Source organism: Arsenophonus sp. aPb, assembly GCF_029873475.1.
GTDB lineage: Bacteria > Pseudomonadota > Gammaproteobacteria > Enterobacterales > Enterobacteriaceae > Arsenophonus.
On record NZ_CP123499.1, the window covers coordinates 2833163 to 2857816 of the forward strand.

Annotated in this window: 29 protein-coding genes; 14 read left to right on the forward strand and 15 right to left on the reverse strand. The window is 37.4% G+C overall.

The genetic code is table 11. The features are described 5' to 3' along the window. Window positions 1-27 precede the first annotated feature (27 nt). From QE177_RS12685 to dolP, 3 genes are read left to right on the forward strand one after another with little or no spacing between them, the layout of a single operon-like run. A complete protein-coding gene (locus tag QE177_RS12685; protein ID WP_280550191.1) occupies window positions 28-408 on the forward strand; it encodes a YraN family protein in 381 nt (126 codons plus the stop codon). Between the two features lie 18 nt (window positions 409-426). Then, the gene (gene diaA / locus QE177_RS12690) at window positions 427-1017 is read left to right on the forward strand and encodes a DnaA initiator-associating protein DiaA (RefSeq protein ID WP_280550193.1); all 591 of its coding nucleotides are present in this window, start codon (window positions 427-429) and stop codon (window positions 1015-1017) included. Between the two features lie 9 nt (window positions 1018-1026). Next, window positions 1027-1602 carry a division/outer membrane stress-associated lipid-binding lipoprotein gene (gene dolP / locus QE177_RS12695; RefSeq protein WP_280550195.1) on the forward strand — a complete coding sequence of 192 codons (576 nt, stop codon included), beginning with the start codon at window positions 1027-1029 and terminating at the stop codon, window positions 1600-1602. A gap of 649 nt (window positions 1603-2251) precedes the next feature. Here the strand turns inward: dolP and mtgA are convergent. The 8 genes from mtgA to zapE all read right to left on the reverse strand — a co-directional run bounded on the left by mtgA (window position 2252) and on the right by zapE (window position 10163). Then, window positions 2252-2974, reverse strand: a complete 723-nt coding sequence (gene mtgA / locus QE177_RS12700) for a monofunctional biosynthetic peptidoglycan transglycosylase (protein WP_280550197.1) — start codon at window positions 2972-2974, stop codon at window positions 2252-2254. Window positions 2975-2976: 2 nt separating this feature from the next. Beyond that, the gene (elbB, locus tag QE177_RS12705; RefSeq protein ID WP_280550198.1) at window positions 2977-3633 is read right to left on the reverse strand and encodes an isoprenoid biosynthesis glyoxalase ElbB; all 657 of its coding nucleotides are present in this window, start codon (window positions 3631-3633) and stop codon (window positions 2977-2979) included. 241 nt (window positions 3634-3874) lie between these two features. Next, window positions 3875-6208, reverse strand: a complete 2334-nt coding sequence (gene arcB / locus QE177_RS12710) for an aerobic respiration two-component sensor histidine kinase ArcB (RefSeq protein WP_280550200.1) — start codon at window positions 6206-6208, stop codon at window positions 3875-3877. Between the two features lie 232 nt (window positions 6209-6440). Then, window positions 6441-6932 carry a ClpXP protease specificity-enhancing factor gene (gene sspB, locus QE177_RS12715; protein ID WP_280550202.1) on the reverse strand — a complete coding sequence of 164 codons (492 nt, stop codon included), beginning with the start codon at window positions 6930-6932 and terminating at the stop codon, window positions 6441-6443. Between the two features lie 6 nt (window positions 6933-6938). After that, the gene (gene sspA, locus QE177_RS12720) at window positions 6939-7580 is read right to left on the reverse strand and encodes a stringent starvation protein SspA (protein WP_180559414.1); all 642 of its coding nucleotides are present in this window, start codon (window positions 7578-7580) and stop codon (window positions 6939-6941) included. Between the two features lie 379 nt (window positions 7581-7959). Continuing rightward, window positions 7960-8352 (reverse strand): 30S ribosomal protein S9, encoded by a 393-nt coding sequence (rpsI, locus tag QE177_RS12725; protein WP_026821376.1) that lies wholly within the window; start codon window positions 8350-8352, stop codon window positions 7960-7962. Between the two features lie 18 nt (window positions 8353-8370). Further along, on the reverse strand, window positions 8371-8799 hold the full coding sequence (rplM, locus tag QE177_RS12730) for a 50S ribosomal protein L13 (protein WP_026821375.1): 429 nt from the start codon (window positions 8797-8799) through the stop codon (window positions 8371-8373). A gap of 251 nt (window positions 8800-9050) precedes the next feature. Further along, window positions 9051-10163, reverse strand: a complete 1113-nt coding sequence (gene zapE / locus QE177_RS12735; RefSeq protein ID WP_280550206.1) for a cell division protein ZapE — start codon at window positions 10161-10163, stop codon at window positions 9051-9053. A gap of 223 nt (window positions 10164-10386) precedes the next feature. Between zapE and zapG the strand changes: the two genes are divergently transcribed. The 3 genes from zapG to degS all read left to right on the forward strand — a co-directional run bounded on the left by zapG (window position 10387) and on the right by degS (window position 13628). Beyond that, window positions 10387-10791, forward strand: coding sequence for a Z-ring associated protein ZapG (gene zapG / locus QE177_RS12740; RefSeq protein WP_280550208.1), 405 nt, complete (start codon window positions 10387-10389; stop codon window positions 10789-10791). Window positions 10792-11035: 244 nt separating this feature from the next. Continuing rightward, window positions 11036-12454 carry a Do family serine endopeptidase gene (locus QE177_RS12745; RefSeq protein WP_280552285.1) on the forward strand — a complete coding sequence of 473 codons (1419 nt, stop codon included), beginning with the start codon at window positions 11036-11038 and terminating at the stop codon, window positions 12452-12454. A gap of 100 nt (window positions 12455-12554) precedes the next feature. Next, window positions 12555-13628 carry an outer membrane-stress sensor serine endopeptidase DegS gene (gene degS, locus QE177_RS12750; protein ID WP_280550210.1) on the forward strand — a complete coding sequence of 358 codons (1074 nt, stop codon included), beginning with the start codon at window positions 12555-12557 and terminating at the stop codon, window positions 13626-13628. Window positions 13629-13683: 55 nt separating this feature from the next. Here degS and murA read toward each other — a convergent pair whose 3' ends face one another. The 7 genes from murA to mlaF form a co-directional block, all read right to left on the reverse strand. Then, complete coding sequence (gene murA / locus QE177_RS12755; RefSeq protein WP_280550212.1) at window positions 13684-14949, reverse strand: UDP-N-acetylglucosamine 1-carboxyvinyltransferase; 1266 nt, start codon at window positions 14947-14949, stop codon at window positions 13684-13686. A 51-nt stretch (window positions 14950-15000) separates the two neighbouring features. After that, window positions 15001-15255 (reverse strand): BolA family iron metabolism protein IbaG, encoded by a 255-nt coding sequence (gene ibaG, locus QE177_RS12760; RefSeq protein ID WP_180559408.1) that lies wholly within the window; start codon window positions 15253-15255, stop codon window positions 15001-15003. 146 nt (window positions 15256-15401) lie between these two features. Continuing rightward, complete coding sequence (gene mlaB, locus QE177_RS12765) at window positions 15402-15686, reverse strand: lipid asymmetry maintenance protein MlaB (RefSeq protein WP_280550215.1); 285 nt, start codon at window positions 15684-15686, stop codon at window positions 15402-15404. Continuing rightward, entirely contained in the window at window positions 15683-16315 is a 633-nt protein-coding gene (mlaC, locus tag QE177_RS12770; protein ID WP_280550217.1) for a phospholipid-binding protein MlaC, read from the reverse strand. The genes mlaB and mlaC overlap by 4 nt, the downstream gene beginning before the upstream one ends. 35 nt (window positions 16316-16350) lie before the next feature. Further along, complete coding sequence (mlaD, locus tag QE177_RS12775; protein ID WP_280550219.1) at window positions 16351-16884, reverse strand: outer membrane lipid asymmetry maintenance protein MlaD; 534 nt, start codon at window positions 16882-16884, stop codon at window positions 16351-16353. Window positions 16885-16887: 3 nt separating this feature from the next. After that, the gene (gene mlaE / locus QE177_RS12780) at window positions 16888-17670 is read right to left on the reverse strand and encodes a lipid asymmetry maintenance ABC transporter permease subunit MlaE (RefSeq protein ID WP_280552286.1); all 783 of its coding nucleotides are present in this window, start codon (window positions 17668-17670) and stop codon (window positions 16888-16890) included. Between the two features lie 7 nt (window positions 17671-17677). Beyond that, complete coding sequence (gene mlaF, locus QE177_RS12785; RefSeq protein WP_280550221.1) at window positions 17678-18481, reverse strand: phospholipid ABC transporter ATP-binding protein MlaF; 804 nt, start codon at window positions 18479-18481, stop codon at window positions 17678-17680. Window positions 18482-18766: 285 nt separating this feature from the next. On the opposite strand from mlaF, the gene kdsD reads away from it, so the two are divergent. The 8 genes from kdsD to ptsN all read left to right on the forward strand — a co-directional run bounded on the left by kdsD (window position 18767) and on the right by ptsN (window position 24633). After that, window positions 18767-19756 carry an arabinose-5-phosphate isomerase KdsD gene (gene kdsD / locus QE177_RS12790; RefSeq protein ID WP_280552287.1) on the forward strand — a complete coding sequence of 330 codons (990 nt, stop codon included), beginning with the start codon at window positions 18767-18769 and terminating at the stop codon, window positions 19754-19756. Between the two features lie 16 nt (window positions 19757-19772). Further along, window positions 19773-20336, forward strand: a complete 564-nt coding sequence (gene kdsC, locus QE177_RS12795) for a 3-deoxy-manno-octulosonate-8-phosphatase KdsC (protein WP_280550223.1) — start codon at window positions 19773-19775, stop codon at window positions 20334-20336. 18 nt (window positions 20337-20354) lie between these two features. Further along, window positions 20355-20945, forward strand: a complete 591-nt coding sequence (gene lptC, locus QE177_RS12800; RefSeq protein ID WP_280550225.1) for an LPS export ABC transporter periplasmic protein LptC — start codon at window positions 20355-20357, stop codon at window positions 20943-20945. Window position 20946: 1 nt separating this feature from the next. Continuing rightward, complete coding sequence (lptA, locus tag QE177_RS12805) at window positions 20947-21501, forward strand: lipopolysaccharide ABC transporter substrate-binding protein LptA (protein ID WP_280550227.1); 555 nt, start codon at window positions 20947-20949, stop codon at window positions 21499-21501. Window positions 21502-21506: 5 nt separating this feature from the next. Continuing rightward, the gene (gene lptB, locus QE177_RS12810) at window positions 21507-22232 is read left to right on the forward strand and encodes an LPS export ABC transporter ATP-binding protein (RefSeq protein WP_026821360.1); all 726 of its coding nucleotides are present in this window, start codon (window positions 21507-21509) and stop codon (window positions 22230-22232) included. A gap of 63 nt (window positions 22233-22295) precedes the next feature. Continuing rightward, window positions 22296-23735 carry an RNA polymerase factor sigma-54 gene (rpoN, locus tag QE177_RS12815; protein ID WP_280550231.1) on the forward strand — a complete coding sequence of 480 codons (1440 nt, stop codon included), beginning with the start codon at window positions 22296-22298 and terminating at the stop codon, window positions 23733-23735. 22 nt (window positions 23736-23757) lie between these two features. Further along, entirely contained in the window at window positions 23758-24045 is a 288-nt protein-coding gene (hpf, locus tag QE177_RS12820) for a ribosome hibernation promoting factor (RefSeq protein WP_280550233.1), read from the forward strand. A 120-nt stretch (window positions 24046-24165) separates the two neighbouring features. Continuing rightward, entirely contained in the window at window positions 24166-24633 is a 468-nt protein-coding gene (ptsN, locus tag QE177_RS12825; RefSeq protein WP_280550235.1) for a PTS IIA-like nitrogen regulatory protein PtsN, read from the forward strand. The last annotated feature ends 21 nt before the right edge of the window (window positions 24634-24654 follow it).

Genomic DNA, 24654 nt, shown 5'->3' on the forward strand with positions numbered 1-24654 from the left:
TTCACCTGACAGATAAGGATATCCACTATGCTAAAATCGCCAAATTTATCTTGGATACAAGGACGCCATTTCGAATACAAAGCCAAACAATTCTTACAACAGCAAGGGCTGCAATTTATTAGCCGCAATGTGAGTTTCTCGGTTGGAGAAATTGATTTAGTTATGAAAGATCAAAACATCTGGGTATTTGTTGAAGTACGCTTTCGCCGCCATGATAATTTCGGTAATGCATTAATGTCAGTAACTTTAAGTAAACGAAAAAAATTACTTGCAGCCGCAAAATTATGGCTGCTTAAACATAATGAAAACATAGAAACCGCTTTATGTCGTTTTGACATTTGTGCTACGACAGGAAATCAGTTTGAATGGTTACCAAATGCCTTTAGTGACTATGACACCATCCACTAATTATAAGTAGGTCTTAACGTGTTGGAGAAAATCAAAGCCTGTTTTACCGAAAGTATTCAAACACAAATTGCCGCTGCTGAAGCATTACCCGATGCTATTTCTCGTGCAGCGATTATGATCGTTCACGCCTTACTAAATGGTAATAAAATTTTATGTTGCGGCAGTGGCGGCTCGGCAGTAATTGCACAACGCTTTGCAACCAGTATGATCAATCAATTTGAAGCTGAACGTCCAAGCCTTCCCGCTTTATGTCTTAACACAGATAATGCGATTATAACCTCGATTGCAAATGGCCCAAAACCGGAAGAAGTGTATGCTAAGCAAGTGCGTGCATTAGGCCAATCTGGTGACGTACTCCTGGCAATTGCTACCAAGGGTGATAGTCGCGTTGTGATAAAAGCGGTTGAAGCTTCACTAGCTCGTGATATGACTATTGTAGCCTTAACCGGTCATGATGGAGGAGAATTAGCCGGCTTATTAGGCACACAGGACGTAGAAATTCGAATACCTTCGCAAAGAAGCATCAGAATTCAAGAAGTTCACCTATTAACAGTTAACTGTTTATGTGATCTAATCGATAATACACTTTTCCCGCATCAAGATGACTAAGGAGTAATAATGAGATTATTTCCTCTAATTACCATAATATGCAGTACCCTTTTGTTACAAGGATGCCTTGGTGCTGCTGTAATAGGCTCAGCGGCGGTCGCCACAAAAAGTGCGACGGATCCAAGAAGTGTAGGTCGCCAGGTCGATGATGGAACATTAGAAGCCCGCGTTAGTGCTGCTATTAACAAAGATCAAGAAATTACCCGCAATGCACGTATTATTACTACCGCTTATGAAGGTAAGATACTACTTACCGGCCAAGCTCCTGATCTGGCTTTAGCTGAAAGAGCAAAACAGATAGCAACCAAAGTAGAAGGTGTTGAAGCGGTTTATAATGAGATCCGTCAGGCAACGCTGGTTGATCTTGGTACAGCTTCTAAAGATACCTGGATAACAACCAAAATAAAATCGCAAATTCTTACCAGTGATTCAGTTAAATCATCAACCGTCAAAGTTATTACAGAAAATGGAGAGGTGTTTTTACTTGGTATTCTCACCCAACAAGAAGGAGCTACCGCAGCAAAAATTGCTAGTGAGACAGATGGCGTTAAACGTGTAACTACGGCATTTACTTATCTTAATTAATATTTTTTTCATTCAATATAAAAAGTAATTACCTTGCTAACTGTATTACCCGACAGCTATGATGTCGGGTAACAACCCTTGGCATACTTACTAGCCATATTTTGTCTTTTATTAATGGCAGCTCAATATTTGGTTATCATAACTAATTTCACAATAATTTAAAAAAAGAGTAGATTAAAGTAGCTACTTATCTTCAATATAAGCACTTTGTATTGAAATGCCATCAGTTGTGTAACGTGTTTAAATTAATCAATCTGGAATTACGATCACTATTTCTCGAACAACGATTTATGTTAAATAATATCACTCAATGTAAATATTACTCATGCAGCAATACTCCCTCGAAGGGCTGTTAAGGAGAATAGTTAGCAGCGGAGCTTCCGTATAACTCTATTTTTAGGTAAGAGGATATTTAATTGGAAAGTAAAAAAACTATAACACCTGAATTTGCTTAACCGTGCAGTAGCTATTTTGCTGGTTTATACACTGAGTTATCGGTTTTTTGCTGAAACTCAGTTAGTTATTTGACGTCTAAAATAACAAAATCTATGATTTAATAAAAATAATAAACAAAAGAAATAATCCTCTTATGTAAATAATAAAAATCCATAAAAAATGAAATTTTCAATATTATATACTAGCACTAAAATTAATTAGCAATGAAGCCATATTTTTTCAGAAAATTCTTACCACCTAATTGCTGCATTTGCCGCAGTATCCATGCTTGTCTTATTAATAGATCATTAGATGGTCTTTTTACTTGATAAACTAACGGATTTGGTAAAACTGCCGCTAATAGTGCAGCTTCCGCTTCATTTAATTGATTTGCCTGTTTTTTAAAATAATATTTTGCCGCCTCTTCTACGCCAAAAATACCTTCACCAAACTCAGCTATATTCAAATAAATCGTCAAAATCCGCTTTTTAGACCACATAACTTCAATTATTGGCGTCATAATAGCTTCAATGCCTTTACGTAACCAGCTTCTTCCATCCCATAGCCAAAGATTTTTTACAACTTGTTGAGTTATAGTTGAAGCCCCTCTGACAGGTTTTTTGCTAGCCGGATTTTGGTTGATGGCGCTTTCTATTGCCTGAAAATCAAATCCCCAATGATTTGGGAAATTTTGATCTTCTGCGGCAATAGCTGCAATTAACATGTTCGGCGAGATGGCATTAATTTCTACCCAAGTGGACCGAGTAACATAAGAAAAATTTAATGATAACCAAGCGTTAATTTCTCTTTCTATCATTACCATCGAAAAAGGAACAGGCAAAAATTTAAAAATCAAAATCGTTATTAGCCAACAAGAAGATAAGATTAATAATGCCCTTTTTGACCAATGCCATAATAATAATAAGTAAGCTAACATAACTAACAGCTAGCCATTTCGATGACTTTTTTAACTAATTTATTAATCCCTTGCCATGCTTCATTCGGTGATGATGCTAACATATAAGCGGGTGTTGTTATTACTCTATTATCTTCATCAACTACAATATCATCAAAGGAACAAACAATATGTTTCCCGCCCATTTTTTCTATTTGAGCAATGGTTTTTTTATCATTGCCTATTGTTAACGTTACCGTTTTATTTAAAATCTTAGGTAACATAACAGGTGCAATACACATCAACCCCATGGGCTTGCCTTGTTGGTGAATTTTGCGACAAAATGTTAATAAATCTTTATCTATTTCACAATTACTTTCTTTAATAGCAAAATTAGATAAATTTTTAGCAACCCCAAATCCACCAGGAATGATGACTGCACTAAACTTATTTGCATCTGCTGATGCTAAAGGTGCTATTTTTCCACGTGATATACGTGAAGATTCTACCATTATGTTCCGTTTTTCTTGTTTTTCTTTTCCATTTATATGATTAATAACATCTAGTTGCTCTCGATCAGGCGCCAAAAAACACATTTCAACACTATTTTGACTCAAAGATAACATAGTAAGTACTGACTCATGGATTTCGCTACCATCCAAAACACCACATCCACTTAAAATTACTGCAATAGGTTTCATATTTGACTCCATTTGTAGTAGATTGTTACTCGTTCATTTAATGTGATAACATGGAACTTGGTCACAAATTTTAATGAATCTTGTAACAAAAACGATTATATTTGTTATGTTGATTGGCTGACAAAAAAATCAAGATTTCTATTTTACTCACCATCTACATTCATTCATATCATAATTGGTGAGTAAAAAACGATTTCCCTGGTGTTGGCGCAATATTCGCGCACCCCAACTTCGGTTGGGGTTATTTTTTTTCAGCTACCGCTAACCATCGATTCAAAACCTCAACATCTTTTTGCCAATCGACTTTTAATTCATCAAACCATTCTTGGATATTATCCCACCAGGCAGGTAAATCAGGAGATTGGATCTGTTGAGCTAACTGCTGGAGATGGCGTAAACCAACTGCCCCCGCTGCACCTTTAATTTTGTGGGCTTGGGCAACAATCCCATTACGATCTTTAGCCACAATATTAGATTCTAATAAAGATAGATATCCTGGCATCATATTTTCAAAGATCTTTATGCTGTCTTCAATAAGTTTTGGGCCAACTAGTTCGAAATATTGGTTGAGCATGTTGAGATCTAATATGTCATCATGGTTAACAAATTGTTTTAGCGGAATGTTGATGGATTTATTTTTACAATCAGTTAAATATTTTTCAATAATCTTTATCAATGCAGTTACTGAGAGTGGTTTACTCAAGACATCATCCATACCTGCAGCAAGATACTCTTTTTTGTCTTTCAATACATTAGCTGTTAATGCAATTAAAGGTGGAAGTTCATCATTAGCATAGGTTTGACGAAGCTGACGTGCAATATCGAGGCCGGTCATATCGGGTAGTTGAATATCCAATAAAACTAAATCGTAACGACCAATTTTGAACATTTTTAATGCTTCTTTACCATTCATAGCTATATCAACGGTATGACCTAATTTTTCTAATACAGATTGTGCGACGATAATATTTAATTCAATATCTTCCACCAAAAGAATATGCAATTTAGGTAATAAAACAGCTTCTGGAGTTGGCATTTCAACAGTTTTTGCAACAATTGGCGCTACAACGGATACAGTGAAACAAGAACCAACCCCTAATGTACTAGCAACCTGTATATCTCCTCCCATGCTTTGCGCTAACCGCTTAGAAACAGCAAGACCAATCCCAGTGCCCGTTTCTGGCCGGCCACCAGCACTACCTTTTACCTGATAGTACATCGCAAAAATTTTTTTTTGCTCTTCTTTTGGGATCCCAATACCACTATCAATAACCTGAATAAAAAGCTGCTCATGTCCTTCATACCAAATACGAACCTTAATCTCACCTTGTTGGGTAAATCTCACAGCATTACCAATTAAATTCCATAGTATTTGCCGTAACCGTGTTGCATCGGTAATGATCTTACTCGGTAAATTTTCTTTTACTTCTAGGATAAATTTTAAATCTTTAGGTTGTACTAAAAGTTTCGATAAATTTTCAAGATCAGAAATAAATTCATTAAAATCAATTTGTTGACTATCTAGACTAACTTTGCGACGTTCAATCTTATCCATCTCAATGATGTCATTGAAAATATTACCTAAAGTAATAGCGCTGACATGGATAGTTTTCAAATAATTTGTTTGTTCATTAGTTAATTCTGTATCGAGTAATATACGACTCAGCCCAACAATCCCATTAAGCGGCGTACGAAGCTCATGGCTGATAGTTGAAATAAACGTTGTCTTATCCCTGCTAGCATTTTCTAACGCTTCTTGATAATGCTTACGCTCGGTAATATCGCGCCCAAACCCTACTAACCCATGACGTTTTCCCACCCGGTCATAAAACGGGACTTTACGTATTTCAAAACATGCTTTTCGTCCATCTGGGTATACCAACCATTGTTCATAAGTTAATGACACATTATGACGAAATACTTTTTCATCAGTTTCAAGCTCTTTCTCTGCAACTTCCTCACCATAAATTTCACGATAGGTTAGTCCAATAAGCTGCTTTTCACTACGACCTGTTAATAATTCCATTGCTCTATTACAACAAGAAAAATCATTATTTTCATCACGATAATAAACAAGATCAGGTGATGCATCTAAAAATGATTGTAATAATATAGACTGCTGTTCGAACTCAAGTTGTGTCTGCTCTCGACGCTTCATCTCTTTTTGCAATTTTTCTAATAATTCTAAATGCGCCTTTTGTACTTTTTCACGCTCTGCAATTTCCAAATTTAACTGAGCAATATTTCCTTTAAGTTTGTCAGTAAGCTCGGCATCACGCTTACGCATAACTTCTAATTTATCAACCATACCTGATAAACGACGACGAGACTCTTCGAGTTGCTCGACAACCACAGAAAGAAAATAGACCGCCCAAGGCGTGATAATCAATCCAAAAAAGATAGAGCGAACCAAATCAATATTATGAACATTGCCATACAATAAAATATCAACCGCTATCTGTAATACCATGGCTAATACAACCAGTGCTGTGGCTAATAGTAAGGAAAATCCAATCAAGCCAAGCTTCATCATTAAATCAACATAATACTGAGCAAGTCCTTTAAGCAGCTTCATACACACTCCGATACCGAAAATCAGCTTAAATCATAACTTATATAGATAAAAAGCAGAGGGATCTAACATACATTATGAGGGATAAATTACATTTAGATTTTCATAAACAATGAATTAACTTATAAACGAAATTTTATAATTATCAGATAAATAAAAATTTAATAAACAAAAAGTAGGGGTTTAAAAATAAAAAAAGGGCAGTATTTTATACTCCCCTCAATCATAATATACCTTATTTAATAACACGTAGCGTCGGGCGTCCTTTTGGTGGCGTCGGCGGCTCATCATCAGAAGATGAAATCGACGTTATTTCTTGTGCTTCGTTTGACAATTCAGTATCACTAATAAGCACTAAATTTTCACTTTTAGCAACAGAATCATCTGAGCTACTCTCATATTCTGGCTCAGGTTCAAACATCATTCCTGCTCCATTTTCGCGCCCATAGATAGCAATAATAGCACTCATGGGCACTTCAACATGGCGAGGAACGCCACCAAAGCGGGCACTGAAACTGACGATTTCATTCGTCAACTCTAAATTACCGACAGCAGAAGGTGTAATATTTAAAATAATCTGCCCTTTATGGGCATATTCCATCGGTACATTTACACCAAAAATATTAACATCCACAACTAAATGGGGTGTCATATTATTGTCGAGAAGCCATTCATAATGAGCCCTAAGAAGATAAGGACGACGTGGCGACATTCCTAACAACTCCATAATAAATTAACCTGTGGTAGATAAACGCATCTCACGTTCAGCTTCAGTTAATGAAGCAAGGAAAGAGTCTCGTTCAAATACACGTTCCATATAAGAACGAATGCCCTCTGTTTCTTTTCCTTTGGGGATGTCGATATTCCAAAAAGGTAAACGCCACAAAAGGGGAGCTAAATAACAGTCAACTAGACTAAATTCTTCGCTCATAAAAAACGGCATCTCTTTAAAAATTGGCGAGATTGATATCAACTCCTCTCTTAACTGCTTACGGGCAGCATCAGCTTGAGGATCTTTATTTTCAATCTTATACATCAAAGAATACCAATCTTTATCTATCCTATGCATCATCAAACGACTACTACCACGCGCAACTGGATAAACCGGCATCAATGGTGGATGCGGAAAGCGTTCATCAAGATATTCCATAACAACGCGGGAATCATACAATGTTAATTCTCTATCAACCAGCGTTGGTACTGTTTGGTAAGGATTTAGATCAATCAAATCTTGAGGCAAATTGCCTGCTTCAACATTCTCAATCTCAACGCTCACGCCCTTTTCTGCCAATACGATCCGCACTTGATGGCTAAATATGTCGGTCGGGCCGGAAAACAGCGTCATTACCGAACGTTTGTTGGCAGCGACAGCCATGAAAACCTCCAAGTTTTATTAAAAAAGACCAAACAGCCATAATATAAGGCCATTCTCACATGTTTAAAACGCTTGTAAACCAATTACTCAGTTAACAGGCATCTATTCATTGAACTGCAATTAATACATGTTATTTCCAACAAATTTGCTGGAAATAGATAAGAAATTAATGGCCTATAGTCTATCAGATTTTGGTCAATATGGGGGAAAGTTTGACAAGATTTTATGATAAATGTACAAAATTAGAACAATTTTTATTGAAAAAATTTATAGTAAAAAAATTTAAATTAATAATCGCAAGATAATATAAATTTATAACATACTAAAAACCCGCCTAAAGGCGGGCCTTATGTTAATAATTTGTTGCAAAAACAAGAAATTAACGTTTAGAGTATTGTGGACGACGACGTGCTTTACGCAGCCCCACTTTCTTACGCTCAACAGAACGCGCATCACGGGTAACAAACCCAGCTTTGCGTAGTTCAGAACGTAGTGTCTCGTCATATCCCATCAATGCACGTGTAATACCATGACGGATTGCACCTGCTTGACCAGAAATGCCACCACCTTTAACGGTAATATATAAATCCAGTTTCTGTAACATATCAACCAATTCTAACGGTTGGCGAACAACCATTCGCGCCGTTTCGCGGCCAAAATACTCCTCAAGGCTGCGTTGATTGATAGTAATATTACCGCTACCTGGCTTAATGAAGACACGTGCGGAAGAGCTTTTGCGGCGACCAGTGCCGTAGTATTGATTTTCAGCCATTGCCTATATCCATCCCGATTAAATGTCAAGAACTTGCGGCTGCTGTGCCGCGTGGTTGTGATCACTACCCGCATAAACTTTCATTTTACGGTACATCGCACGACCAAGAGGTCCTTTGGGTAGCATACCTTTAACCGCAATTTCAATTACACGCTCAGGGTGACGGGCAATCATTTCTTCGAAGGTCGCTTGTTTGATACCACCGATATAACCAGTATGGCGATAGTAGATTTTGTCTTCACGCTTGTTACCAGTAACAGCAACTTTTTCTGCATTAACAACAATGATGTAATCACCAGTATCGACATGCGGAGTATATTCCGCTTTATGCTTGCCGCGTAAACGACGAGCAATTTCAGTTGCAAGACGGCCTAAAGTTTTTCCATCTGCATCAACAACGTACCAGTCGCGTTTTACGGTTTCTGGTTTAGCTGTAAAAGTTTTCATTAAAGCTTACCCATATATAAGTTACATGTTGGCGAACACTCATATTTTATAAAAATACTTCAGCATGTTCACGCTAAGTTGTGTCCAGTGAATCCTACCCCTTCGAGTAGTCAAACTGACATTAATGCAAGATTTTTGGGAAATAAAAAACTTGCTGTAACGTGGGGTGGCGAGATTATAGAGAAGTTTTTGCTAAAAATCGACCCAAAAAATAAATTTTCTCGCTAATTTATTGTATTATTACTCGCTAATCAAGCTATATGAGGTAATTTTAGGTATTCTTCGCTCTGCATTTCTTGCAATCTTGATAAACAACGTTGATATTCAAAACGTAATAAATGCCCTTGGTAAAGTTTATCCATTGCGACCTCAGCATTAATAATCAACTTAACTTTTCGCTCATAAAATTCGTCTATCAGAGCGAGAAAACGCCTAGCTACATCTTCATGAATTTCGGACATCATCGAAACATTATACAGTAATACAGTATGATAATCTTTTGCTAAAACGATATAGTCATTTTGACTACGTGCATCTTCACATAGTACTTTAAATTCAATCGATAATATACCTTCTGCAGTACGAATTGCCGGCATAGTACGATGATTAATCTTAAGGATAGGGAGCCTATCTCCAGGTTTGCCAGCTAATTTAATAAATATCTCATCCATCCTCTTGCAGCTCTCTTCATCAATTGGCGTAAGATAAAGACCCGCCTGTTTCAAGGTACGTAAACGATAATCAATACCTGCATCAACATTTATAATGTCACAGTATTTTTTAATTTGTTCGATCGCGGGTAGAAAACGTGTTCGTTGCAATCCATTTCGATAGAGTTCATCTGGTGGAATATTAGAAGTTGCTATTAAACAAATTCTTCTGGCAAATAAAGCTTTTAATAACGTTGCCAAAATCATTGCATCAGTGATATCAGAGACAAAAAACTCATCAAAGCATAAAACATCGGTCTGTTTTTTAAATTTATCAGCAATAATTTCTAATGGATCTTGCTGACCTTGTAACTCAATCATTTCATTCTGCACTCGCCACATGAAGCGATGAAAATGTAAACGTAATTTTCTGCCATCCGGTAAACTCTGATAAAAGAGATCCATCAACCAGGTTTTACCTCGGCCAACACCACCCCACATATATAATCCGTGGACAGGCTCACAATTCTTCTGTGATTTCTTAACAAATAATTGACCAATTTTATTTCTCAAAGATAACTGGGATGTTCTATTAAGCAATTGATGATGAATAATATCTAAACGTGCTATCGCTTTACTTTGCACCTCATCAAATTGATAATCTCCGGTAGCCAAAAACTGTTGGTAAAGTTTAGAGGGAGTCAACAATGCCATTAACGCGATACTCCTTAAAAGGTCATAATTTTATTGGCCAATGAAACCTAGCATAAACATTATATCGATAATCTTTCGTACTTTAATACCTCAAAATAATGTGAAATCATTAGCAATAACTTTTCCCGCTTTCACTTATGTCCTTTTAACAGGTATAGTGACTGCTATAATGTGAATTTATTTCTATGAAAATAAATGTTGTTTTGTTAATGAAGGAGTCACCATGACTTGGGAATATGCACTAATCGGTCTAATTGTAGGTTTCATTATTGGTGCACTGGTAGTTCGCTTTGGCAATACCAAGCTACGTAACCAACAAGCTTTGCAAGCCGAACTTGAAAAGAAAAACCATGAATTGGAAGAATATCGTAAAGAATTGGTCAGCCATTTTGCCCGTAGTGCAGAGTTACTCGATAACATGGCGCAAGATTATCGTCAACTCTATCAGCATATGGCGAAAAGTTCTCATGAACTCATGCCTGATATGCCAATACAAAACAACCCCTTTAACTATCGTTTGACTGAATCAGAATCAGACAATCATCAAACTGCCGTTAATTTACCGCCCAAAGACTACTCTGAAGGCTCTTCTGGCTTATTTCGCTCAATGAAAGAAAAAAAAAGGTAAATTAGGTTACTTATATTAATAAAATTGCATCTTTACCTAATTTTGTTGGTAGCGCATCCACCTGATAGATCCATTTTGTTATAAAAAATTAATATCTTGTAAATACATGTAAAAAAACGATTACCACTATCGGTTGGCTGAACTTTTTTGCATAATTTATAGTCTTAGACCTGCTGAGGCCTTTTCTATCCAGGAAGCAAATTACCTTAAAATAAATTAGGTATGTAAGAGAATTGAATTCATGATGAAAAAAGAGAAACATTTTTTAACTATATTAGCTATGAGTATCAGTCTTTCGCTCATAAGTATACCTGCAGTAAGTTATTCTGCATCAATGCCACCAATTGCTTTATCATCTGGTCAAGAATTACCTAGCCTAGCCCCGATGCTAGAAAAAGTACTTCCTGCCGTAGTTAGTATTCGTGTATCTGGAACACGTGTTCAAAATCAACAGTTACCCGAAGAATTTAAATTCTTTTTTGGGCCGAATTTTCCCTCACAGCAACAGAGTATTCGCCCTTTTGAAGGATTAGGCTCCGGGGTAATTATTGATGCTGAAAAAGGTTATATCCTAACTAATAACCATGTCATCGATAATGCTGATAACATTCAAATTCAGCTTAATGATGGCAAAGAAATTGATGTTAAACTTATCGGCCGTGATCCTCAAACAGATATCGCCTTGTTACAAATCAAAGATTCGAGTACAGCAAATCTGAAAAAATTGAACTTAATGGCGATAAAAATAGCTGACTCCGATAAACTGCGGGTTGGCGATTTTGCTGTTGCTGTTGGTAACCCTTTTGGCTTAGGCCAAACGGCAACATCCGGCATTATTTCTGCATTGGGTCGTAGTGGTTTAAATGTAGAGGGTCTGGAAAATTTTATTCAAACTGACGCTTCTATTAATAGAGGTAACTCAGGTGGTGCATTGGTTAATCTCAATGGTGAACTAATTGGTATTAATACCGCCATTTTAGCACCTGGCGGGGGTAATATTGGTATAGGCTTTGCGATTCCATCCAATATGGCTAAATCTCTTAGCGATCAAATTATCAAACATGGTGAAGTAAAACGTGGATTATTAGGGATCAAAGGCACTGAAATGACCTCTGATGTAGCAAAAGCATTGAATATTGATGCGCAAAAAGGGGCATTTGTTAGTGAAGTAATCCCAAATTCTGCAGCAGCCAAAGCAGGTATTAAACCTGGGGATGTTTTGGTTTCAATTAATAATAAATATATCAATAGTTTTGCCGAGTTGAGAGCTAAAATTGGCACCAGTGAAATTGGTAAACAAATCACCATCGGGCTACTACGTAAAGGCAAGCCAATGGAAGTGATCGTTACTTTAGAGGATAGTGAGTCCACCAGTACAAAAGCCGAAGTTTTAACCACTTCACTAATGGGCGCCACTTTAAGCAATAGTACGATTAAGGGCACTAAAGGTGTCAAAGTCGATAGCGTTTCGTCTAATTCACCTGCAGCAATGCTTGGTCTGGCTAAAGGTGATCTGATTGTTAGAGCCAACGAACAACAGATAGAAAATATTAATCAACTTCGTAAAATTATTGAAACTAAGCCTACCGCTTTAGTATTAAATATTTTACGTGGTGATCAAAATATCATCTTATTACTTCGTGGTAATAATATATTCAACTAATCATCCAATAAACAGGTACGGTTAACTACCGTACCTGTTTGTATTTATGGTATCCTGCTATTTTATTATCTCGTTCATCGCTTATTACAGAATACTTACTATGTTCATCAAGCTTTTTCGTGCCGTCATTGTAGGGCTTGTTATTGCTGCTATTTTGCTAATAGCTATTCCATCTATCCGTCCAAAAGGACTCAATGATCTTCTAGACGGTAAAAAAGATGATCAACCTATTAGTTTTAGTAAAGCAGTACGTAGAGCAGCACCAGCTGTGGTCTATGTTTATAGCAGCGGTACTGGTAGTTTTTCCCAGAATGGGCGCGAATTAACCGCACTAGGCTCTGGTGTCATTATGAGTAGTAACGGTTATATTATTACAAACAGACATGTCGTTAATAATGCAGATCAAATTCAGATTGCACTACCTGATGGGTTAATTTTTGACGCATTAATTGTTGGCTCAGATAGTTTAACAGACCTGGCTGTTTTAAAAATAGACGCTGAAAATCTTCCGGTGATACCGATTAATCTACATCGTAAAGCACACGTTGGCGATATCGTATTAGCCATCGGTAACCCCTATAACTTAGGACAAACGGTAACACAAGGAATTATTAGTGCCACCGGACGTGTAGGGCTAAGCCCCACCCGCCGACAGAATTTTCTTCAGACAGATGCGTCTATTAATCATGGAAATTCAGGCGGAGCACTAATTAATACTGAAGGTGAATTAATGGGAATTAATACACTCTCATTCGATCATTCAGAAAATGGTTTCACGCCTGAGGGACTAGGTTTTGCTATTCCAACTGAATTAGCAACTAAAATTATGGAAAAACTTATTCGTGATGGACGAGTGATCCGTGGCTTTATTGGTATCACTGCGCGGGACTTACCCCGTATTCGTTCTAACAATAACGATATTAATCAAATTAAAGGGTTACGTATTTTTCAGGTGGCGCCAAATGGCCCAGCAGAAAATGCCGGTATTCAAGTCGGTGATATTATCATTTCTGTTAATGGCCAGCCGGTTATCTCTGCTGCTGAAACAATGGATCAAGTTGCTGAAATTAATCCTGGCAGTATCGTCCCTATCGTACTAATACGAAACGACAAAACAATCACTGTTCACGTTAAAATTGAAGAGTACAATGAAGGAAAATCATTACTACAATAAGTAAGAACCAGTAATCTAACTAAGCTACTGATTTTTACCTTTGTAAAATAGCGGGTTATTTTTTATCTACGCTAATACGCTCTATATTTGCCCCTAAACTACGTAGTTTCTCTTCTATTCTTTCATATCCACGATCGATATGGTAAATCCGATCAACAATTGTTTTTCCTTTCGCAACACAACCTGCCAGCACTAAACTAGCAGATGCCCGCAAATCCGTTGCCATTACTTGAGCACCCATAAGTTGTTTAACACCATGACAAACAACGGTATTGCCTTCTATTTCCGCATGAGCTCCCATACGAATTAACTCGGGAATATGCATAAAACGATTTTCAAAAATAGTTTCCGTTATTGTACTAACACCTTCAGCCACTAAATTAAGTAAGCTAAATTGCGCCTGCATATCTGTTGGAAAGCCGGGATGCGGTTCCGTTCTGATAGTCACTGCTTTTGGTCGCTTACCATGCATATCCAGTTGGATCCAATCCTCACCAATTTGAATTTCTGCCCCCGCTTCACGTAATTTAGCTAGTACTGCATCCAATGTAGCTGGTTTAGTATTGCGGCAAATGACTTTTCCGCCAGAGATAGCTGCGGCTACAAGAAAAGTTCCCGTTTCAATGCGATCAGGTAAAATTCGATAAATACCACCACCTAAGTGAGCTACCCCTTCAATGATGATGCTGTCTGTGCCCGCACCTGTGATCTTTGCTCCCAATGAATTTAAAAAGTTGGCTGTATCTTCAACTTCGGGTTCACGAGCAGCGTTTTCAATGACTGTTTTTCCCTCTGCTAGGGTTGCAGCCGTCATAATAGACACGGTCGCGCCAACACTAACCTTATCCATAACAATATTGGCGCCTTGCAAACGACCATCAACAGAGGCTTTAACATAACCTTCATCTAAGGTAATTTTAGCCCCAAGTTGCTCAAGTCCGGCAATATGCAAATCAACTGGACGCGCACCAATCGCACATCCTCCCGGTAAAGATACCTGACCTTGACCGAAACGAGCAACTAATGGCGCCAAAGCCCAAATAGATGCACGCATCGTCTTGACTAATTCATATGGAGCACAAAATTTATTAATGCCACGTGCATCAACAAAAATAGCACCATTACGCTCAACTTTGGTACCTAACTGATTAAGCAATTCAATTGTTGTATCAATATCTTTTAGCTTTGGAACATTTTGTAATTCAACAGGTTCTTCGGCTAATAGCGATGCAAACAATATCGGTAATGCCGCATTTTTTGCACCAGAAATCGAGACCTCTCCCATCAAACGCGTTGGCCCTTTTAATCGAAACTTATCCATCAAGAAATTCTCTATGAGTAATATTTATATTATTAATGCAAAAGTATAGTCTTAAAAACCATTAAGCTTACGATCTCTTGTCCATTCTGCGGGGGTATAAGCTTTAATTGATAATGCATGTATCCGATTATCTGCAATATATTCCATTAGCGGCGCATAAATTACTTGCTGTTGCTTAATCCGACTCATGCCGTTAAACATTTCACCGACAGCAATTATTTGAAAATGGCTGCCATCGCCATTGACAATCACTTCATCAAGTTTCAATTGTTCTATTAATACTTGCTTTATTTCATTTGTATCCATAATTAAACTCAATTCTAACATTAAAAGATAATACATCTATCCTAAGCGATCTATTATCTGCTGCAAATCAAAACAAACGCTCTTGGCATAAAAAATGCGCAAGAGCGACTGCTTTATGTAAGCTAGTTTTAAAATTTATGACCCAATTAGTTCATAAAACTCTCAAGTTTATAAAGTCTAATAAGCGTCTTAAAACGTTCACTAATACCTTCAAATACCCATTTATTTTCTGACTGCTGTTCTGACTTTAATCTGACAAACATTGCGAGCCCGGTAGAATCAATATGAGATAACTGGGAAACATTAATAGCATTAATACCTTTGAGTAACTGATTTCTCTGTTGCCAAAAAGCGGGCAAAGTATCACGATCAAGCTCCCCGGCTAAAATCAACGTTTTACCATCCTGCTCCCAGGTTAACATGGGTATCATGATTTTTTATTTTCCAATGTGATGGGATTTTTTGCGCTACTGAGCAATTCCTGTGTCAAGCCGTCAATACCTTTGGTCCGTAAAATATTAGCCCACTCATTTTGTTTAGTGGTAATTAAACTGACGCCTTCAGTAATCATATCATAAGCTTGCCAATAGCCTGTCTTACTGTTTTTACGCCATTGAAAATCAAGACGTACAGGTGGTCGCCCCTGTGGATCAGTAATTGTTACTCGAATAGCAACCACATTCCTATCACCTAATGGTTGTTCAGGCGCAATTTGATATTGTTGTCCATGATACATTGCCAAAGCTTGCCCATAAGCTTGTTCCAAATAGGCCTCAATCGCTTGAAAATAAGCATCCCGTTGTGAAGGCGTTGCACTACTATAATAAGATCCTAAAACTAATGCTCCAGCATATTTAATTTGTACATAAGGCATAAGCTCTTCACGAACAACCCTGCGTAAGTAATCTGGATTTTGCCGGATCATCGGTTGTTCATTTTTTAAGCGCGTAAAAGTTCTAGCGGCGGCTTCTTGCATCAGTTTATATGGGTTGGATTGATCTATCGCCATCGCAAACGGAGCAACCACTAACAAAGCCACTATTAAGAAACGTTTAAGCATAAAATAGGTTCCTTCTCATCATATTAGATTATTCATTAGGGTGTCGTGGAAGATTTTTCATTATTGTCGGAAACTGGGCTTGCTCTATTTGAACGATTAGGATCGCCACTTCTATATAAGAATTGCCCAATTAAATCTTCCAATATTATCGCCGGTTTAGTATCTTCAATGCGTCCACCGTCCTTAAGAAAGGTAACGCCCATATCTGGATCATAAAAACCCACATTAAGTGCTAAAAACTGTTCACCTAATAATCCAGCGGTAAGTATTGACAATGAGCTGTTATCAGGAATATTGTCATATTGACTAAAAATCGCTAAGGTAACACGTGGAGTATAAGTTTTCTTATCCAACATAATATCGACTATTCGGCCAACCACCACACCACCTATCTTTACCGGTGAATTTACTTTCAATCCACCCACATTGGTAAAAGAAGCTGTAACTTTATAAGTCGGTTGATTTCCAAATGATTTAATATCTGCAACTTTTAAACATAAAAAGACAATCGCAGCTAATGCAATCAAAACAAATAGTCCAACTAGAATTTCACTTTTCTTACTTTGCATGAATTAATTCCCAAACATCAGTGCAGTAAGCACAAAATCTAAACCCAACACAGCTAATGACGAATGAACAACAGTTCTGGTTGTTGCGCGACTGATCCCTTCCGATGTTGGGATTGCATCATAACCATTAAATAAAGCGATCCAACTGACCGTAAAAGCAAATACCACACTTTTAATAAAACAGTTGAGAATATCCTTTTTCCACTCAATGGCAGATTGCATCGATGACCAAAAAAAACCCTCATCAATTCCTTTCCAATCGACACCGACTAGCGCCCCACCTAATATACCCACTGCGACACAAATCAATGCCAGTAATGGCATACTAATTAGCCCTGCCCAAAAACGCGGCGCAATCACACGACGTAGCGGATCAACCGCCATCATTTCCAAACTAGAGATCTGCTCTGTTGCTTTCATTAATCCTATTTCTGCTGTTAATGCAGAACCCGCTCTGCCAGCAAATAAAAGCGCAGTCACTACCGGCCCTAATTCCCTTAACAAAGAAAGGGCTACCATCATGCCAAGACTGGATTCAGCACTAAACATGGTCAAGACTAAATATCCTTGTAAGCCAAGTACCATGCCAATAAATAATCCCGATACAGCAATTATTAATAAAGATAAGACTCCTACATTGTAGAGCTGTTTTATTAATAATGGCCATTGTTTTGCAAATTCAGGTTTACCAAATAAAGCCCGAAATAACAAATAACCTGCACGGCCAAATGTCGCCACCACAGCCAGTGAACGACGACCTAATGCGGCTAGTGTATCAATTAGTATCATCCCATTACCCTAATAAATCTGCTGCATAATTTCCTGCGGGAAATTTAAATGGTACTGGACCATCTGCTATACCATCAAGAAATTGCCTAACCCGCGCATCCTTATTTTGTTGCAATTCTTTCGCAGTACCTTCAGCAATGACATGTTGTTCTGCAACAATATAAGCTTTATCCGCTATACTCAACACTTCTGGTACATCGTGAGAAACAATAACACAAGTAATACCTAATGCATGATTAAGTTCATCGATAAGTTTAACCAAAACTCCCATAGTTATCGGATCTTGCCCAACAAAAGGCTCATCAAATAAAATTAATTGTGGATCTAGGGCAATAGCGCGTGCTAACGCAGCTCGTCGTGCCATACCACCTGATAATTCAGCCGGCATAAGATTGGCTGCACCTCTCAACCCGACAGCTTCTAGTTTCATCATGACGACCGTTCTAATAATTTCTGCTGCTAAAACAGTATGTTCACGTAAAGGAAAAGCAACATTGTCAAAAACATTCATATCAGTAAATAAGGCCCCAGACTGAAACAACATACTCATTTTCTTACGAGCAGTATAAAGTTCTGCGCTTGATAGCATTGGGATATTCACACCATCAAACCAAATTTCTCCCTTATCTGGCCGTAATTGTCCTCCAATCAAACGTAGCAAAGTTGTTTTTCCAATACCTGATGGCCCCATAATTGCCGTAATTTTTCCCCTGGGGATCGTCAAACTCATATCGGTAAAAATCGGCCGTTGACCCCGAATAAAAGACATATCCTTGATTTCTATGATATTATCTGCAGACTTCTTCATGACGATAATAGCCTTTCTGTCTAACTATCATTTAAATATATTTACTCAGTATGGAACATATTACCTAAAAACTACCATATATTCGCTATCAATATTATTGCCAATTTTACTTTTGCTCATTACATGGTCACAATAAACAAATTCTCAAATGTTATCATAGTGAAAAATGCTATTTTTTTAATAATACAATATACGAATAATATAATGATGGCTGTAATATAAAACGAGTAATAGGAAAAAACGAGCCTTACTAAAGATCTATTAACCCATATAATTAAATTACTTATATCAAATTTGGAAATAAAAATGTCGGAAATTGATTTTCAAAAAACAGCGAAGAAGGTATTGGAAATTGAACGTAGTGGGCTTGCCAATCTGGAGCAATATATCAATGATGATTTTAACCAAGCTTGTGAACTGATTTTCAAATGTACTGGCAAAGTGGTGGTTATGGGGATGGGAAAATCAGGCCATATTGGCCGTAAAATTGCAGCCACATTAGCTAGTACAGGAACACCTGCTTTTTTTGTTCATCCAGGAGAAGCCAGTCATGGTGACTTAGGCATGATTAGCAGTAAAGATATTGTTCTGGCTATCTCTAACTCCGGTGAGTCAAATGAAATATTAGCACTCATTCCTGTGTTAAAACGCCAACACATAGCGCTAATTTGTATGACAAAAAATCCTGCTAGTAGAATGGGTAAAGCGGCAGATATTCACCTTTGTATCAAGGTACCACAAGAAGCTTGCCCATTAGGTCTAGCGCCAACAACAAGCACAACGGCGATGCTCGTCATGGGGGATGCCATTGCTGTCGCTTTACTTGAAGCGCGTGGTTTTACTGCTGAAGATTTTGCACTCTCTCATCCAGGTGGCACATTAGGGCGCAAACTATTATTAAGAGTGAGTGACTTAATGCACACAGGGAAAAATATTCCCAATGTTGCGAAACAGGCAACATTACAGCAAGCATTAGTGGAAATTACACGCAAAAAACTTGGCATGGTTGTGATTTGTAACGAAGAAATGCAGATTGAAGGTATTTTCACCGATGGTGACTTACGACGTGTCTTTGCAATGAATATTGACTTAAATAATGCCAAAATTGCCGATGTGATGACAACCGGGGGTATTAGAGTAAAACCTGATATGCTAGCAGTTGATGCCTTAAATTTGATGCAACAACACCATATTACTTCATTACTGGTAGCAAAAGCAGATACACTTATTGGTGTCATTCATCTGCATGATCTTTTGCAAGCTGGCATCATATAATTATTGGAACTAATACATGAATGAGCATAATAAAATAACAAGCTGTTATGGCCCAGTAGAACAACATATCATTGAAAAAGCACGTCTGATAAAATTACTCATTTGCGATGTTGATGGTGTCATGACAGATGGCTTAGTTTATATGGGAAATAATGGTGAAGAGCTAAAAGCATTCAATGTAAAAGATGGTTACGGTATCCGTTGTTTATTAACTTCTGCGATTGAAGTCGCCATTATTACCGGACGTAAAGCTAAATTATTGGAAGATCGTGCCAAAACTCTCGGTATTAATTATCTTTACCAAGGGCAAAGTGAAAAAAATTTAGCTTATAATGATCTGATAATCCGATTAAAACTCCAACCTCAACAGATTGCTTATATTGGTGATGATTTAATTGACTGGCCAGTCATGTCGCAGGTAGGGCTTTCGGTTGCCGTAGCTGATGCGCATCCAATGTTGTTAAGTAAAGCCCATTATGTTACATATCGAGCAGGAGGCAAAGGTGCTGTACGTGAAATATGTGATCTGATCCTACTTGCTCAAGACAAGATAGAAAATGCCCACGGTTTATCAATATAGGCAAAAATGAAACGACAAATGAGCAAATTTAAGTTTTGGCTTAACATTATATTAACACTGATTGTTTTAGCGCTTATTGGCTGGAACTTAGCTGATTTTAATCAATCAAAAGCACCTGCTATGATTGAAAATAGTCAACCAAATTATCAAACTGCCAATGCCGTTACTCATGTCTATGACCCAATGGGCAAATTGGCTTATAAGTTGATAACGGATGAGACACACCACTATTCGAGTAGTAAAATTAGTTGGTTTATTAATCCAGTATTAACAACCTACGACACCAAAAGTATTCCTACTTGGGCCATACGCGCCAATAAAGCCAAATTAACGAGCGACAATATGCTCTATTTATATGGTAATGTTCAAGTAAATAGCTTAAATCCAACTTCAGATTTACAACAAATTTTGACAGAAAGTGCCATCGTTAACCTAATTACCCAGGATGTTTCATCCAATGATAAAGTGACGGTAATTGGTATCGGTTTACGATCAGTGGGTATGAAAATGCGCGGTAATATGCGAACCCATACCGCAGAGTTAATTGAAGATGTTAAGACCTATTACGAAATCCCAAATAAGCAAACAGCTCCCGAAGGAAACCACTAAAATGATATTGGCAAAAAAGATCTTCATTAATGTAGTACTTACTAGCTCAATATTCATATTAAGCTTGCCAGCAGTAGCGCTGAAAAGTGACTCTCAACAACCCATTCAGATTGATTCAGTCAAACAGTCGCTTGATTTAGAAAAAAACATTACCACATTTACAGAAAATGTTGTCATAAAACAAGGATCTATAGATGTTCGAGCTGATAAAGTCGTTGTTACTCGTCCGAACGGCGATGCAAAAAAGATGGTTGTCGAAGCCTATGGTACGCCAGCGACCTTCTATCAATTACAAGATGATGGTAAACCGATCAAAGGTCATAGTGATAAAATGCGTTATGAAATGGAGAAAGAGCTGGTTATCCTAACGGGTAATGCTTATCTTGAACAACTAGATAGTAATATTAAAGGTGACAAAATTACCTATTTAGTCCCAACCCAGCAAATGGAAGCGTTTAGCGATAAAGGGAAACGAGTAACGACCATATTGTTACCTTCTCAATTACAAGAAAAAGGCCCTGGTGTAAAAAGCACAAATAATAGTAAGAGTAAATAATAAAAATGGCTAAATTAACTGCAAAACATTTGGCAAAAACATACAAAAACCGTAAGGTTGTTGAAGATGTTAGCCTAGAAGTCAGTTCAGGTGAAATCGTTGGTTTACTAGGGCCAAATGGTGCAGGTAAAACGACAACCTTTTATATGGTAGTTGGGATCGTTCCTCGTGATACTGGAAAAATTGCTATCGACGATGAAGATATTAGTTTGTTGCCTCTGCATGAACGGGCTCGTAGAGGAATAGGTTATTTACCACAAGAAGCCTCAATATTTCGCCGGCTAAACGTTTACGATAATCTGATGGCTGTATTAGAAATTCGTAAAGATTTAACCTCCGAAGAAAAGCAACAACGTGCCGAAGAATTGATGGAAGAATTTAGTATTACTCATTTGAGAAATAATCTCGGTCAATCGCTTTCTGGTGGGGAGCGCCGCCGAGTGGAAATAGCCCGAGCATTGGCGGCTAATCCTAAATTTATTCTTTTAGATGAACCTTTTGCGGGTGTTGATCCAATTTCAGTATTAGATATAAAAAAAATAATCCAACACTTGAGAGATTATGGTTTAGGTGTATTAATAACCGATCATAATGTGAGAGAAACATTAGATGTCTGTGAACGTGCTTACATTGTAAGTCAAGGTCATCTTATCGCTCATGGAACCCCTAAAGCGATTTTAGAAAATGAGCAAGTCAAACGTGTCTATTTGGGAGAAGGTTTTCGCCTCTAACCCTAACTCATTAAAGTTGTAAGTTTTTTTATTATGTTATTCCCAAGAGGTTAAGCCAATTTTATGAAACAGAGTTTGCAACTCCGACTCAGTCAGCAGTTGGCGATGACACCACAGCTACAACAAGCGATTCGTTTGTTGCAACTTTCAACATTAGAACTTCAGCACGAAATTCAGCAAGCGCTTGAAACCAATCCTTTGCTTGAACAAGATGACCTCTACCAGGAAATCGAAACATCAGATATTAATGATAACGAGCCAGCGGCACTAGATAGTTTTGAAGCAATTGAACAAAATGATATGCCTGACGAATTACCCTTAGATACTAATTGGGAAGAAATTTATACTTCAGATAGCTATCCAAGCTTAACCAATAATTTTAGCGACAATGATTTTCCTCTCTACCAAGGGGAAACGTTGCAAACACTACAAGATTATTTATCCTGGCAAGCGTCATTGACACCCTTTACTGAAATAGATGCAGCAATTGCCACCGCCATTATTGATGCTGTCGACGATTCCGGCTATTTAAGCACCACTATTGAAGATATTTACACCGGTTTGGCACTAACCGATATTACCCTGGAAGAAGTTGAAATTGTATTAAAACGGATCCAACACTTCGATCCAATTGGCGTCGCAGCAAAAAATTTGAAAGACTGTTTACTTATTCAGTTATCAGCGTTACCTAGCGAGACTCCTTTTCTAAAAGAAGCTAAACTGATAATTAATAACTATCTAGAATTACTTGGCAATCGTGATTTTCGGCAACTTAGTCGGAAAACTAAATTAAAAGAAGCGGTCTTGAAAGAAGTTATCGATATGATCCAACGATTAGATCCTAAACCTGGGCAAATCATTCAAACTAAAGAGCCACAATATATTATCCCAGATGCTCTGGTTCGCAAAATAGATAATGACTGGCAAGTAGCACTAAATACTGAAAACATTCCACGTTTAAAAATTAATCAATATTATGCTTCTCTAGGCAAATACTCTGGTAATGAAGAAGATAACCAATTCATCCGTAACAACTTACAAGAAGCGAAATGGTTGATAAAAAGTTTAGAAAGTCGTAATGAAACTTTATTAAAAGTTGCCCAATGTATTGTTGAAAATCAGCAAGAATTTTTTGAATATGGTGAAGAGCATATGAAACCTATGGTATTAGCGGATATTGCTTATCAGGTTGATATGCACGAATCAACAATTTCACGTGTCACATCGCAAAAATACCTTCATAGTCCAAGAGGTATTTTTGAACTTAAATACTTTTTTTCTAGCCATGTTAACACTGATACAGGAGGAGAAGCGTCTTCTATCGCTATACGCGCGCTAGTAAAAAAACTCATTGCGGCAGAGAACCCTGTAAAACCCTTGAGTGATAACAAATTAACGAGCATACTAGCAGAACAGGGTATTCAAATTGCTCGTCGTACAGTTGCTAAATATCGAGAGTCTCTATCCATTCCGCCCTCTAATCAGCGTAAAAAACTGATTTGAATTAACTGAGAAGGAAGATACTATGGAATTTCAAATTACTGGACAAAATATTAAAATTACCGAAGCATTACGCCAAACCGTTGAAGAAAAGTGTTCAAAATTTAAACAACACTTTGACCATATCAATGGTATTCATGTAATTTTAAAAGTACAGAAATTTAATCAGATTGCTGAAGCAACAGCGAAAGTGAATGGAGCAGAACTCCATGCTTCTGCTCAAGAAGATGATATGTATGCTGCTATTGATGCCATGGTAGAAAAAATGGCACGTCAGCTTACTAAATATAAAGAAAAATTGAAACAACATTAATTTGTGTTATTAAACAACAAGGGCACTATGACACTAAATATAGATTATTGATGCTAGTATCGTTCATACCAGATATTGATTATCGATATCTGGTATAATTGCCCTAAGTGAATAAATCCAATGAACAGTGAAAAAAAATTATCATTAAGCTCGGTATTAACACCATCATGTACACTAAATAATGTACATTGTACGAGTAAAAAAAAAGCACTAGAGATTATTAGTGAAGTTGCTGCTATTGAACTGAATGTGCCTGAAAATGTCGTTTTTGACTCATTACTAACCCGTGAAAAAGTCGGCACAACCGGTATTGGTGGGGGTATTGCAATCCCACATGGCAAATTAAATGACAGTAATTCATCCGACGCAGTGGGTGTATTTCTTCATTTGGATGAACCAATCGCTTTTGATGCCATTGATAATCAGTCTGTTGATTTGCTGTTTGCATTATTAGTTCCTTCGGAGCAATGTAAAACTCATTTACATACACTCTCTTTAATTGCCAAACGGTTGGCTGACAAGAACTTATGTCGTCGTTTACGCGCTGCGCAAAGTAATGAAGAACTCTATAAAATCATTACTGAATAACGACTTAAAAAATCTGTACCC